General features: G+C 38.6%; 15 protein-coding genes. 13 read left to right on the top strand and 2 right to left on the bottom strand.

Annotated elements, in window-relative coordinates; genetic code table 11:
• Nucleotides 1-267, top strand: a 267-nt coding sequence (locus WBM70_RS08635) for a hypothetical protein (protein WP_424558103.1), incomplete at its 5' end; no start/stop codon positions are given.
• 63 nt (nt 268-330) lie between these two features.
• Here the strand turns inward: WBM70_RS08635 and WBM70_RS08630 are convergent.
• Entirely contained in the window at nt 331-1,236 is a 906-nt protein-coding gene (locus tag WBM70_RS08630) for a DUF2279 domain-containing protein (protein ID WP_424558102.1), read from the bottom strand.
• A gap of 204 nt (nt 1,237-1,440) precedes the next feature.
• On the opposite strand from WBM70_RS08630, the gene WBM70_RS08625 reads away from it, so the two are divergent.
• The 5 genes from WBM70_RS08625 to WBM70_RS08605 all read left to right on the top strand — a co-directional run bounded on the left by WBM70_RS08625 (nt 1,441) and on the right by WBM70_RS08605 (nt 6,934).
• Entirely contained in the window at nt 1,441-2,604 is a 1,164-nt protein-coding gene (locus WBM70_RS08625) for a DUF819 domain-containing protein (protein WP_424558101.1), read from the top strand.
• A 255-nt stretch (nt 2,605-2,859) separates the two neighbouring features.
• On the top strand, nt 2,860-4,173 hold the full coding sequence (locus WBM70_RS08620) for a SulP family inorganic anion transporter (RefSeq protein WP_424558100.1): 1,314 nt from the start codon (nt 2,860-2,862) through the stop codon (nt 4,171-4,173).
• A 147-nt stretch (nt 4,174-4,320) separates the two neighbouring features.
• Nucleotides 4,321-4,926, top strand: a complete 606-nt coding sequence (locus tag WBM70_RS08615) for a hypothetical protein (RefSeq protein WP_424558099.1) — start codon at nt 4,321-4,323, stop codon at nt 4,924-4,926.
• On the top strand, nt 4,926-5,993 hold the full coding sequence (locus tag WBM70_RS08610) for a dipeptide epimerase (protein ID WP_424558098.1): 1,068 nt from the start codon (nt 4,926-4,928) through the stop codon (nt 5,991-5,993). The genes WBM70_RS08615 and WBM70_RS08610 overlap by 1 nt, the downstream gene beginning before the upstream one ends.
• Nucleotides 5,994-6,037: 44 nt before the next feature.
• On the top strand, nt 6,038-6,934 hold the full coding sequence (locus WBM70_RS08605) for a transporter (RefSeq protein WP_424558097.1): 897 nt from the start codon (nt 6,038-6,040) through the stop codon (nt 6,932-6,934).
• A 3-nt stretch (nt 6,935-6,937) separates the two neighbouring features.
• Here the strand turns inward: WBM70_RS08605 and WBM70_RS08600 are convergent, their stop codons facing one another.
• Complete coding sequence (locus WBM70_RS08600) at nt 6,938-8,137, bottom strand: BamA/TamA family outer membrane protein (RefSeq protein ID WP_424558096.1); 1,200 nt, start codon at nt 8,135-8,137, stop codon at nt 6,938-6,940.
• A gap of 134 nt (nt 8,138-8,271) precedes the next feature.
• Here WBM70_RS08600 and WBM70_RS08595 point away from each other — a divergent pair, with 134 nt between their 5' ends.
• The 7 genes from WBM70_RS08595 to WBM70_RS08565 form a co-directional block, all read left to right on the top strand.
• Nucleotides 8,272-9,144 carry a metal ABC transporter solute-binding protein, Zn/Mn family gene (locus tag WBM70_RS08595; RefSeq protein WP_424558095.1) on the top strand — a complete coding sequence of 291 codons (873 nt, stop codon included), beginning with the start codon at nt 8,272-8,274 and terminating at the stop codon, nt 9,142-9,144.
• Nucleotide 9,145: 1 nt separating this feature from the next.
• Nucleotides 9,146-9,931: a metal ABC transporter ATP-binding protein gene (locus WBM70_RS08590; RefSeq protein WP_424558094.1), complete on the top strand. Its 786-nt coding sequence runs from the start codon at nt 9,146-9,148 to the stop codon at nt 9,929-9,931.
• Complete coding sequence (locus WBM70_RS08585; RefSeq protein ID WP_424558093.1) at nt 9,928-10,728, top strand: metal ABC transporter permease; 801 nt, start codon at nt 9,928-9,930, stop codon at nt 10,726-10,728. The genes WBM70_RS08590 and WBM70_RS08585 overlap by 4 nt, the downstream gene beginning before the upstream one ends.
• 4 nt (nt 10,729-10,732) lie before the next feature.
• Nucleotides 10,733-10,915, top strand: a complete 183-nt coding sequence (locus WBM70_RS08580) for a hypothetical protein (RefSeq protein ID WP_424558092.1) — start codon at nt 10,733-10,735, stop codon at nt 10,913-10,915.
• 150 nt (nt 10,916-11,065) lie between these two features.
• Complete coding sequence (locus WBM70_RS08575) at nt 11,066-11,374, top strand: ArsR/SmtB family transcription factor (protein ID WP_424558091.1); 309 nt, start codon at nt 11,066-11,068, stop codon at nt 11,372-11,374.
• A 17-nt stretch (nt 11,375-11,391) separates the two neighbouring features.
• The gene (locus WBM70_RS08570; protein ID WP_424558090.1) at nt 11,392-12,630 is read left to right on the top strand and encodes a glycosyltransferase; all 1,239 of its coding nucleotides are present in this window, start codon (nt 11,392-11,394) and stop codon (nt 12,628-12,630) included.
• Between the two features lie 174 nt (nt 12,631-12,804).
• Nucleotides 12,805-12,922, top strand: a 118-nt coding sequence (locus tag WBM70_RS08565) for a DUF808 family protein (protein WP_424558104.1), incomplete at its 3' end; no start/stop codon positions are given.

Raw genomic sequence — 12,922 nt, 5'->3', positions numbered from 1 at the left:
GGTCACAGTCATTTACCACAGGTGATCTCTGGTCCATCAACGGCTAACAAGGATCTTGGTGGCACATTCTTTGTCAATGTGGGATCAATCGATGATGTGTCATTATTAGATAGTGAATCACGCTTCTTCTATTTCCATGATGGTTCTGAAGTGGTTTGGATACGCTCTCGGAACCATAGCAAGCACTTGTTCAACACTGATCTTGATATGAAGGTACCACTTGGAAAACCATTTTCGTTAAGCAGTGGCAAAGCACAGATTTTCTAAGTTACGGTATATATTTATTTTATCTAAGTATGGGCTATCACATACAACATGAGAACAGTAAAACTATTTTGTATATCCGCGATAAGGTCTTGAGTATGGGGCTACATAACTATCGCTGTCAAAATCATATCCAAATGGGACATACGTATATGGCAATTGATAATAGTTGAACACTTTACTGGTTTTGATCCATCCCATGGATGAAAGTACTTCAGATACATTGATACCTATACCTACATACAGCACTCTTTCTTTTTGTTCATAATCATAATAATTATGATATCCATGAGAGTAGTACCCCAGATGAAGTTCACCGTAACGTAAAAAGTTTGATTCCATACTCTCAAACCCACTGAACTTTACGGCAAGAACATATTTCATATTGTTGTATTGGGTGAAAGGATCCTCACCATTTAAGTCTGGTATATACTCTAGACGAAGATCCAGTTTTTCCTTAACAGACGGGTACTTCTCTCTTACATAGTAAAACCCTGCCCCAACAGTGTTCATGATTATATCTTCATATGAGAAGCCTTGTAATTCACTGAAGGAATCTCCCATTTCCATGATCCCTTGAAAGAACCAGGCGCTAAGTGGACCGTAGATCATTGATTCTTCTTCATTCATGCCCCAATACTCATAAAGAGATGCAAAACCTAGAGATAACAGGTAAGTAGAGTAAACATGACCCAGCTTATCAGCGCCACCATACTTTGTATCGTCACCAAACCAGCCTTCATCTGCCATAACAGGATCCGTTGTAAAATAATCCCAGAATGCAACACCCCAAGCAGTCACAACGGCCGCACCTATAAGGTTTGCATAGATGATCCTATTGCGCAGTTCTTCATCTGTGAGGGACTTTTCCATAGTATACTCTGTAGTAGACGTTATATTAAAGTCAAAGTCTTTTGCTTGTCCTGCTATGAGAGAAGTGCTAAGGGCAAGGATAAAAAGGAAGTTTTTCATGACGGCTCTTATTTTGGTATTTAAAGTGAAAATTATAGCGTAATCCACTTTGTTTCTTGTTACCCCATGCAACAGACCAGTAAACAGTATATTAAAAAAAATTGTTACGTTTTACATTCATTGGATTCTGGTGTTTTTTATCGGAACTGGCAGTGCATACGGTATAATGACACGTAAGAATGTAGAAAAAATGAGGATAGCTATATGGTAGAAAATGGATTTGCTTACTTAGCTGTACTTATATTCGTCGCATCTTCTATCGTATTAGTTGAAAAAAAGTCTCGACACAAATTTTTTGAGTACCTTCCAGCGATTGTGATCATCTATTTTGCTGTCATGCTCCTTTCTACCTTTGGTCTATGGCAAAAAAGTGAATCAGTAACGGCTACCTACAAATTTCTAAAATCCAACCTCCTACCAGCTATGATCTTCCTCATGTTACTCTCTGCTGACATGAGAGAGATCTTTAAACTAGGTAAAAAGATGCTACTCACATTCTTTTTAGCCTCTACGAGTATTGCCATTGGCTTCATAGGTACTTTTACCCTATTCCATACCTATTTTGAACCTGACGCATGGAAAGCTTTTGCAGCGCTCAGCGGTTCATGGATGGGAGGAACTGGCAATATGGTAGCCATCCAAGGTGCCTTGAACTTACCAGACTCTGCCATGGGATACACTCTTCTCATCGATTCAATTGACTATGCCATTTGGGTCATGATTCTGCTTGCTCTTGTGCCTTTTGCTAAAACATTTAATGTATGGAGCAATGCCAATACTTCTATTATAGATGAAGTAGGAGAAAAACTGGCACGTAAAGAAGAAAATAAAAAACCTATAAATTTCATTTCTCTTAGTATTTTATTGGGTAGTTCACTGCTTGTTTCTGTATTAGCACAATATATGGCTTCATTTATGCCTACAACATCTTTTCTGACAACGACAACATGGATAGTTATCATCGCTACAGTGGCAGGTACCCTCTTCGCGATGACACCATTAGCAAAGATGTCGGGAGGCTCACAACTGGGAAATATGATGCTTTATCTCATTGTTGCCCTCATCGCTTCACGTGCCAACTTTACCGAACTGACCGAAGCACCTCTCTACATCGTAGCCGGTTTTGTGATCATCGCTATACACGCAAGCATTATGATACTCTTTGCAAAAATTTTCAAACTTGACCTCTTCTCTTTAGGTGTCGCTTCTTTAGCCAATATAGGTGGTGTAGCATCTGCCCCTATCCTGGCCTCTGCTTATTCAAAAGCCCTCATCCCAATAGGTGTACTTATGGCAATGATGGGATACATCGTAGGGACATTTGGTGGTTTGATGGTGGGAAAAGTCTTGGAGATGATCGCTGGATGATCACAAGGTATATTTGTTTTCATATGGTAACGCTTTATATAAAAAGCATTTTTAGTGTCCGTTTATTTTAAGTTTTATAGGCAGTATACTATATAATAATCTTTGAATTATTTTGGGAATCATTCCCCGACCTTGATACAAATTGCTCTGAGCTACAACTCACCAATAAATTTCAAACTGATTCATCTCCCATAATTCGATCTGGGTTTTGGCTAAAATAGACAAACAACATTATAAAGGTATAATAAAAGTATGATGAAAAAAAATATAAATACTGAGCAAGAGCAGAAGGTTGATTACGGTTCTGCAGCATTTGTTGCGAAATATGCAGGTCGTGATGTACAAGCTGGTGTGATTACAGCAACCATGGCAATCCCATTATCTATTGGTATTGCCATGATGTCAGATTATCCAATTCAAGTAGGTCTTGCAACGGTTGCCTTTGCATCCTTCATAGCATTCTTATTTGCTTTATTCCGTCCGGGTAACTATATAGGAGCTCCTGGAATTGCAGCAGGTTTAGCTCCGATTCTTGCGATGGGTGTTGCAACCTTCGGTATGGAAAACATGGCCTTTATTATTTTTATGACGGCGTCATTTCAAGCACTGATATGGAAGTTTGACTGGCAACGCTATCTCTTAATGGCTGTTCCGTCTTACTTAGTTGAAGGGTTATTGGCCGGTATCGGTTTAAAGATCGCCCTTAAATTCTTGCCTTTCCTTTGGATGTTGCCGGCCGATATTGCCGCTGGTGAAGATTTTTGGAGTGATGGTCGTATTCAAATCATTTTATTGTCTGTAATGGGATCAATTCTCTTTCTTCTTTTGTTTAGAAAATTTAAAGATACAAAACCCGCGTTACCGTACTTTACGTTGATTGTATTTGGTATCATAGCTTCTATGTTTATTAATGTAAACATGCTTAAAGTGGAAGATGTTACTTTCAACATTGCTTTGCCAATACCAGATTTTGATTCTGTATATTTATGGGTCTATGCGATCTTCTTCTCATTAATGCTGGCTGTTGTTGATGTTATTGAACAGGTGATGAGTAATGCGGCGATTGAAAAAATTGACCCATTGAAACGTCCATCTCATTCTAACAATTCCTTGTTGTCAATCTGGGTATCCAATATGGGTGCGAGTTTCTTTGGTGGTATGACTAACCTTGATGGGTTAGCAAAGTCATCAACAAACCGTCTAGCAGGCGCTTATACTAAACTATCGGTATTGGTGATTGGTATATTAATAACGTTCTTTGTGTTTAACGTTCAGTATTTACATTATTTACCTTACTTTGCATTGGCAATTATTATGACATTTGTTGGTATCAAGATGGTATTGGGCTTGTTACACGTTGCTACATTTGGGCCTTATGCTGTACTTCTTGCAACGGTCTGTGCTGGATTGGTATTTAAAGTTGGTATCTTTGAAGGTCTGATAATTACTTTAGTTATCCACGCTGTAATTAGTTATGTCATTTTCTCAAAAATTGAAAGTATGCCAGCTGGAACGATTGTTAGTAAATACTTTGACAAATTCAAAGAAGAAGAGCAAGAGATAAACTGATCTCTGAATAGTTCTTTACAGTATTCTATCCCTTGTGACTTAACTTTTTTCTCGTTCCACGTTTTCCATGGGAACGAGATTAGATATATTTGTTATAATAACCGATATATAATGTACAGATCAATCATTCAAGGAACATAACAAGATATGCAAAAAGTAAAAGAAGAGTTCTTCTTATCCGTAATTTTTGTTCTCAAATGGCTTACTTTGGCTTTGGGTGCTTTAGGTATTTTGTATTTTGCCATCTCCCTTGCCTATCATCGATCTTACTATGATCCACTTATGAAAGAATATGAGCTTGAAATTTCTGAACTCAGGAAACAAAAAATAGAAGTCGAAACCTCCTTAAGTACGCTACAGATTACACTGAACGAAATACAAACACATATTGATCTACTCCAAAACACAGAGATACCTGCAGCAACGAAAGCTGTTAAACTGCAAGAGGAAAAAATTGACTCATTGGATGAAAGTTTTATTGATAGGTACAACCCTTTTAGTGAAAAGGACGGTGAGGTAAAACAGATCTATGATGAGAGGAACAGGGCACTTGAAGATAAAGAGAAGCTTGACGAAAAGCTGGAAGATCTACATATGACTCAAGCGGTCAAAACTGAAACAAAATCTGAAATACTCGATAAGATCAATCAAATTGAGATATTTATATCGGTAGAAGAGCATGAGAGAGAAAAAGTAGGTACAGGTGCACTCGGTGTATTACCATGGCTTTTGGGAATACTAGGTCTTACCTAATGAAAATAAGCAACATACGAACCATTACACTAAAAGCGCCTCTTAAGAACCCTTTTATCACTTCTTTACGCCGTGTAGATGCACTTGAAGACCTTGTGGTCATCATTGAGTGTGATGATGGTTCTATAGGCTATGGTGAAGGTGCCCCCACTCCTGTGATCACAGGTGAGACAATGGGTACTATGGCCGCAGCTATCAATTATATAAAGCCTTTTATCATAGGTCATGAGATAGCAGATTTTGATATGATATTAAATAATATACACACATCTATACTCAAAAACACCACCGCCAAGTCTGCACTTGAGATAGCCCTCTATGACTTGAAAGCTCAAGCAGAAAAACTCCCTCTATATAAAATGCTTGGTGGTACACATACAACTTTCAAAACCGACATTACCATTAGTATGGGTGAAATTGAAAAGATGATATCAGACTCTCTTCATGCTGTAGGTCTAGGCTATGACACACTGAAGATCAAAATAGGTGATAACCCGAAAAAAGATATTGAACGCATCATTGCTATACATGATGCTTTGGATGACAACATCAAGCTAAGACTAGATGCTAACCAAGGATGGACGGCACAAGAGAGTGTAATGCTCCTACATATTTTGGAAAAAAAAGATATTATCGCTGAATTTATAGAACAGCCTGTAGCAGCAGATGATATAGATGGTTTGAAATATATCAAAGAGAGAGTGCAGACTCCCTTACTGGCAGATGAGTCCATATTTTCACTCAAAGATGCGAAAAGACTTCTTGAAATGCAAGCTATAGACTACGTCAACATCAAATTGGCTAAAACTGCAGGTATCACTCAGGCTTTAAAACTAGCAGATCTATCAAAAGAATTTGATGTGAAATGTATGATAGGCTGTATGCTCGAAGGTCCCATTAGTGTAGCTGCAGGTGTCCATGTGGCTTCTGCCAAAGCGGACATCATCACCATGCTTGACCTCGATGCGATCAGTCTTCTAGCTTCTCATCCTGTAGAGACCAGTATAGTATTCAACGAAAGTGATATCATCTTGTCTGAAGATGTTGGATTAGGTGTCTCTTTATAAACGATATGTCATACTACCGAAACAGAAGCAGGAAGGGATATATCATGAAAAAATTATTACCTATAATACTTTTCGCTATCTCTATCCAATCCCTTACTGCACAGACTCTTGAACCTAAACTTTACGCGAATACTCCTATTGATGCAAATGTTATATTTATAGGATATGGACATACACAAGGAGCTATACCGGAAAACCAATCACTTGGATTAGAAGATCCAAACCTAAAGATAAGTAGTGCTCTATTGGCCTATGGAAGATCATTTGATTTTTTAGGTCATAATGCAAAGTTTGATCTTATGCTCCCTATAGCTTCTCTTTCCGGTACAGCAGAACAGTATGGGATAGATGTGAGTCGAGATGTAGATGGTCTTGCTGATACCAAAATAAGACTGACCTTCAACTTGCTGGGTGCCCCAGCTCTGTCACTTCAGGAGTTTGCTTCCTATAAACAAGATACTATTGTAGGCGTAAGTATACAAGCAACACTTCCAACAGGCCAATATGACGGTTCTCGTCTGGTTAATATAGGGACAAATAGATGGGCTATTAAACCCGCGATAGGCATCTCTAAAAGAGTATCTGATTATACATTTGAGTTTGCAGCAGATGCAGAATTTTACAGTACCAATGATGATTTTTATGGTGGTATCAAAAGAAAACAAGATCCCGTATATTCAGCCCAGGTACATGCGCTTTATACATTTCGCAGAGGTATGTGGTTAGCCGTAGGTGGAACCTACTATAGAGGTGGAGAATATATCAATGATGGCATTGGGACTAATAATCAGTTGAGAAATAGCCGTATGGGAATGACATTTGCCATGCCTATAGATAAACAAAACTCCTTTAAAGTATATGGTAGTAAAGGTATTAACGTCAGATATGGAAGTGATTTTGATGCTATAGCCGTAGTCTGGCAGTACAGTTGGATGGATTAAGAGCTAGTATGCCCCCCATGCGCTTCCTACAGTAATATAAAATGCAAAATCATTTTCTTCATTGGTTGCAAAGTCAAGCCCGGCCCAAAGACCAAATTTTCTTGCCAATTCATAACGGAAGCCAACACCACCGGCTGCATGAGAAGGGGCATCCTGAAAACTTATACTCTCTTTCACAGCCCCTTCCCCAAGCTTAAATCGATATTCGTCGCCAAATACTTTTCCCGTTCCTCCAAAAAAGACCATGTTCCATCTCTCTATGAACTCCCAGCGAACTTGTACCTCTCCCAACATCATTTTCTCACCCTGGTAACGCATGGCCTGTATACCACGCATATTTATAAAAGGATAAGTTACATATGGAACATCATCTCCATCAGAAGCATTAACCGCTTCACCTTCAAGCCTTAAACCAAGTGTCACGTTATCAAACAATGGATGAAAATAAAATGCTTTCGCCCCATAGCGCCAGAAATTCTCATTGCCACCAAAATTCTCATCGAATCGTCTTAGTGTAGCCTTGGCAAACAGTCCTTCTGAAGGCGTAAAGATCGTATCACGTGTGTCATACTGAGCTACGGCAGACAAAGCACCCATCTTTAGCTCACGTTCGAAAAATCTGTCAAGTATTGGTAGTGCACCATCATTTCTCTTACTTTCCATGTCAACATAAAGATAATTACCACCTAAAAAGAAATCACTTTCTCCAATTCTAAACATCACTTCCTGATATGCTGCATACCCTTTTAAATTCATATCAACCCCGAGATTACGTAAATAGAAATTCATATTAAGATCCATTGCACCCACTGCTGATGCAGTACGAATAGTATCTTCTTTCCAAAAACCTAAATGGTAAGCTGCACCAAATAACGTACCATTTTCAGTACCTGCTCCTACTACACCAGATATAGAGGGAGGTGACTTTCTTTGAACACTTGAAGCAAGACTATCGTGTAAAAACATAAGATTCAACCCACCCCCATATCCTACTGCAGGTTCAGTCACTATGATCGGCATAGGAATAAAGCCATATTTGGTTGAGAGAAAATCACTGATATCCAACTTTCCATCTTCCTGACTGATAAACAATTGTTTATCAAAATTAAAAAAAACCGTACTTTTTGTTTCATTGGATTCATCTGAACTTTGCAATGAAGTGAGTAAACAACTTATAAGGAATATGTTTTTTACCAAATACATTTTTGTCCTTTACTATCGTACGTGATATCTCTCTATCAGAATCTAATAGAAAAACGCAATTATTACATTGTATCAAATAAGCCTAAATACTTTAGATAGTTGCTCACATAATACTATTTTGCTATAATACCAGCATGAAAAAAATCGCACTTACATACTTACTATTAACCAGTTATATATTTTCTAATATCAATGCTGTGGTCAGCATTTTACCTATTCAAACATTTGTCAAATCTATAGGAGGAGACAAGGTTGCTGTATCACTTATGGTACAACCTGGAAACTCACCACATACCTATGAGCCTAAACCCTCACAGATGGTAGAGATCGCTAAAGCAGACCTTTACTTTGCTATAGATGTAGAATTTGAACATGTTTGGCTGCCTAAATTTCAAAGCCTGAATCCTAAAATGCATCTTATCGATCTTTCGGACAACATTACAAAAATACAAATGCAGGGTAAGCATGAATGTGAAGCAAATGATGAACATCATAGTGCACATGAAGAGCATAAACATGAAGGTCAAGACCCTCATGTCTGGACTGCTCCTTCTAATGTAAAGATCATTGCTCAAAATATTTACCATACGTTAAAAAAAGAAGATCCTGTAAATGCAGACTATTATAAAAAAAATCTCGATATATTCTTAGCTTCCGTAGATGAGACAGACAGACAGATCATAGATATCCTTTCCTCTCTTGAAGAAGGACAAAAGTTTATGGTATTTCACCCTTCCTGGGGGTACTTTGCCAAAGCCTATAATATGGAACAAGTAGCAGTAGAGGTTGAAGGTAAAGAACCTAAGCCTAAAGAACTCATATACTTACTCAAAGAAGCGAAAGAAGAGAAAGTCAAAGCCATCTTTACGCAGCCGGAGTTTTCAGATACAGTAGCCAAGATAATAGCTAAAGAATTACAAATACCTGTAGTAAAAGTAAGTCCTCTGTCTGCGAACTGGTCTGAGAATCTTATAAACATTGCCAAAGTAATAGCAGGTAAAAACTAGGATGTCTATCATAGATATCAAAAATGTTTCTTTTGCTTATGACAAGCAGATGATCTTAGAAAACATTAATCTAAAGGTAGAAGAGAAAGACTTCTTAGCCATCATCGGGCCAAATGGCGGGGGTAAATCTACCCTTCTCAAACTCATACTAGGCATTATCAAACCAAAAAAAGGTTCTATTTCTGTGTTGGGTAAAGTGCCTTCTAAAAGTCTTACACACATAGGCTATGTTCCACAAAATACCAATATCAATACTGACTTTCCCATAAAGGTCATTGAAGTCGTAATGATGGGTCATGTAGGAAGTAAGAGACCATTATTTGGCTATGGTAAAGATGAAATACTTTGTGCTATGGGTGCCTTATCACAAGTAGGTATGGAAGACTTTGCCCAAACCAAAATAGGTTCACTCTCAGGGGGACAACGCCAAAGGGTTATGATAGCACGTGCACTTTGTGCTCACCCACAAATACTTATACTTGATGAGCCTACATCAAGTATAGATATCGCAGGACAAAAAGAAATATATGAACTGATCAAAACACTCAATGAAAGCATTACTATTATCGTGGTCAGTCATGACATCTCTGTTATCTTGGAGTATGCAAAAAAAGCAGCCCATATAAATAAAACCCTCTCCTATCATGATATTTCAGACAAACAGAAAACATTCCACACACATGGGACGGATGGACACTTTTGTGAGATAGAACTTTTACAAATGTTGGGTTCTGAGAGTTGTGATACATGTGAACCCGAAACACTAAAATGGAGGGCAGTAAAATGATTGAAGCTTTACAGTTTGAATTTATGCAACATGCCCTTCTTGCAGGTTTACTTGTAAGTTTTGCTGCAGGAATCATAGGATCACTTATAGTGGTAAATCGTATGGTATTTTTAGCAGGAGGTATCGCGCATACCTCTTATGGAGGTATCGGTCTTGCGGTCTATTTTGGCCTTCCCATTTTTTTGGGTGCTTCCATATTTGCTGTAGGAGCTGCCCTGCTCATAGCATCACTTACACTGAAAAAACGCCACCGCATGGATACCTTCATCGGACTCATCTGGGCTGTTGGTATGGCAATCGGTGTGATATTTGTTGATCTTACTCCAGGATACAATGTAGATCTCATGAGCTACCTCTTTGGCTCTATTTTGGCTGTAAGCTCTGAAGACCTGTACTTTATGGGGGCTTTACTGGTACTTATACTTTTTGTCGTGACCTTCTGGTACAGAGATATATTAGCCGTCTCCTATGACAGTGAATATGCCGGTCTGCGTGATGTAAATGTAAGGTTTTTCTACACACTCATACTTATACTCTCTGCACTCACTGTAGTCATCGCCATCAAAGTGGTAGGACTTATCCTGGTCATTGCCATGCTTACCATCCCTGTCTACATTGCAGAGAAGCTTTCAAGTTCTCTCTTTTCCATGATGTTTCTCTCAGGAGCTATCGCCACACTCTTTACACTGGTAGGACTGTGGTTCTCATATACGTTTGATCTAACTTCCGGAGCATCTATTATAATCGTTTCAGCTGCTTCACTCGGTGCTTTTTTACTTTTCTATAGAGGAAAATAGAAGTATGAAGATCCTTAGTTTAGCTCTTTTTCTGGTGCTATGTTTAACTGCTTGCTCACCAAGAATCGGTGCGGGTATAGGTGGGGTAGTTGTTTCAGGAGATGGTGTGAGTGCTACTGAAATAGTTGCAGACACAGAAACCGGTATCCATGGAAGTGTGACGATGGGTACTGATATCAGGCTTTAGGCCTTTTTCTAAATAATAAGCATCCCATAAAGACCCCATAAAACCACAGAACTAGATATTTTAATCACTCCTGATTCTTTGTGCATATGGATTAAAGAAGTCGGATCAATATATCTTGATACATACAAAATATTACGCTACACTAGCGACATGGATACTTTTTTACAGACCGTTGGGGCACTCAACGATGAAACCCGACTCAAACTACTACGATTTATAGACAAGCATGGCGCAGTATGTGTGTGTGACATAGAGTCAGCCTTTGGCATGATACAGTCACGTATCTCACGCCATCTTAAGATCCTTAAAGAAGCAGGCTTCTTAAGAGTAGAAAGAAAAGGCCGTTGGGCATACTACTCCATACGCTCCCCTCTTGATGCATTCCGTCAAAATGTGCTTATAGAGATAAGTTATTTGGAAATGGACTTGCCTGAATTAAATGTATCTTGTTCCCTCTAATATGAAAAAGTAATTCAATGAAAAAAGTCTTAGTGATCGGTTATGTATGGCCTGAGCCAAACTCATCAGCAGCAGGCAGCCATATGATGTCTATCTTACGCCTCTATAAAAAACAAAACTGGCAAGTTGAATTTGCTACACCTTCACAACCAACTGAACATATGATCGAACTAGCTGATGAAGGCATTTCAAGTCAAAGTATTACGCTCAATTGCGATAGTTTTGATACCTATATTACTCAGTATCAACCCGACATAGTCATGTTTGACCGTTTCATGATGGAAGAACAGTTTGGATGGAGAGTCGAAAAGAATTGCCCCCATGCATTGAAGATATTGGACACAGAAGATCTGCAATGTTTGCGTCAAGCACGTCATCATGCTCTGAAATCTGAACGTGAACTGACAAAGGAAGACCTATTCAGCGATTTGGCAAAACGGGAAATAGCTGCCATCTTACGCTGCGACATCTCTTTGATCATTTCCAGTTATGAAATGCAACTATTGGTAGATACCTTTAAAATAGATGCTTCTCTACTTCACCATTTACCCTTTATGGTTGAGCTGGAAAAGTGTCCAGTCAAAACAGCCTCTTTTTCTGATCGCAAACATTTTATGACGATCGGTAATTTTCGTCATGCACCCAATTGGGATGTGGTGTTGTATCTACAAAAAATATGGCCTTTGATAAGAAAACAGATCCCTGAAGCCCAGTTACATATTTATGGTTCTTATCCACCTCCAAAAGCGACTGCTTTACATAACCCTAAAACAGGTTTCATCATCAAAGGATGGACGGAAGATGCGTTGTCCGTGATGGAGAAATCCCGTATTTGTCTGGCACCCATACGGTTTGGTGCAGGTATCAAAGGTAAATTATTGGATGCGATGATCATGCAGACGCCAAGCATTACGACATATCTAGGCAGTGAAGGCATGCATCAAGAAGAGCCCTGGCCAGGTGTCATCACAGATGATATCACTAAATTTGTAGAAGCAGCTGTTCATTTGTATAATGATGAAGAGGCATGGCTTGAAGCACAACAAAATGCTGTTTCTCTTTTAAAAGCACGATACGACAGTAAGTCATTAGGTCCACAGTTCATCAAAAAAATAACTGAAACAGAAGACAATATTGTACAGCATCGCTTGAATAATTTTACGGGTGCCATGCTCAAACATCATTCTATGATGAGTACCAAATACATGTCTCAGTGGATCGCAGCAAAAAATGCACATAAGCGTGATGAAAGTTGATCAAGTCAATACTTTTATGGATACTTTTAACATACCATTAGGGCATTTTTAGATGTCTTCAAAGAGATATCCTATCTCAAGATCAATGTGCTTGGATTTAAATCTGCTTGTAATACATAAAAAATCTTATACTTTAAAATCTAACTGCTAAAATAGCATTTAAAAAGGATACACATGGCAGCAGGACTTTTAGCACTATTAGATGATATCTCAGTACTTATGGATGATGTCTCAACCATGACACAAGTAGCGACCAAAAAAACCGCGGGTATACTCGGAGATGACCTCGCAG

The sequence above is a fragment of the Sulfurovum sp. genome, from assembly GCF_049668085.1.
Taxonomy (GTDB): domain Bacteria; phylum Campylobacterota; class Campylobacteria; order Campylobacterales; family Sulfurovaceae; genus Sulfurovum.
This window is presented reverse-complemented; position numbering and strand designations above follow the sequence as displayed.

What these genes read in the sequence shown, in the direction of transcription:
- WBM70_RS08615 (WP_424558099.1), top strand. Translation starts at nt 4,321, where the DNA reads ATGCAAAAAGTAAAAGAAGAGTTCTTCTTATCCGTAATTTTTGTTCTC.
- WBM70_RS08585 (WP_424558093.1), top strand. Translation starts at nt 9,928, where the DNA reads ATGATTGAAGCTTTACAGTTTGAATTTATGCAACATGCCCTTCTTGCA.
- WBM70_RS08625 (WP_424558101.1), top strand. Translation starts at nt 1,441, where the DNA reads ATGGTAGAAAATGGATTTGCTTACTTAGCTGTACTTATATTCGTCGCA.
- WBM70_RS08605 (WP_424558097.1), top strand. Translation starts at nt 6,038, where the DNA reads ATGAAAAAATTATTACCTATAATACTTTTCGCTATCTCTATCCAATCC.
- WBM70_RS08570 (WP_424558090.1), top strand. Translation starts at nt 11,392, where the DNA reads ATGAAAAAAGTCTTAGTGATCGGTTATGTATGGCCTGAGCCAAACTCA.
- WBM70_RS08590 (WP_424558094.1), top strand. Translation starts at nt 9,146, where the DNA reads ATGTCTATCATAGATATCAAAAATGTTTCTTTTGCTTATGACAAGCAG.
- WBM70_RS08620 (WP_424558100.1), top strand. Translation starts at nt 2,860, where the DNA reads ATGAAAAAAAATATAAATACTGAGCAAGAGCAGAAGGTTGATTACGGT.
- WBM70_RS08610 (WP_424558098.1), top strand. Translation starts at nt 4,926, where the DNA reads ATGAAAATAAGCAACATACGAACCATTACACTAAAAGCGCCTCTTAAG.
- WBM70_RS08630 (WP_424558102.1), bottom strand. Translation starts at nt 1,236, where the DNA reads ATGAAAAACTTCCTTTTTATCCTTGCCCTTAGCACTTCTCTCATAGCA.
- WBM70_RS08600 (WP_424558096.1), bottom strand. Translation starts at nt 8,137, where the DNA reads ATGTATTTGGTAAAAAACATATTCCTTATAAGTTGTTTACTCACTTCA.
- WBM70_RS08575 (WP_424558091.1), top strand. Translation starts at nt 11,066, where the DNA reads ATGGATACTTTTTTACAGACCGTTGGGGCACTCAACGATGAAACCCGA.
- WBM70_RS08595 (WP_424558095.1), top strand. Translation starts at nt 8,272, where the DNA reads ATGAAAAAAATCGCACTTACATACTTACTATTAACCAGTTATATATTT.
- WBM70_RS08580 (WP_424558092.1), top strand. Translation starts at nt 10,733, where the DNA reads ATGAAGATCCTTAGTTTAGCTCTTTTTCTGGTGCTATGTTTAACTGCT.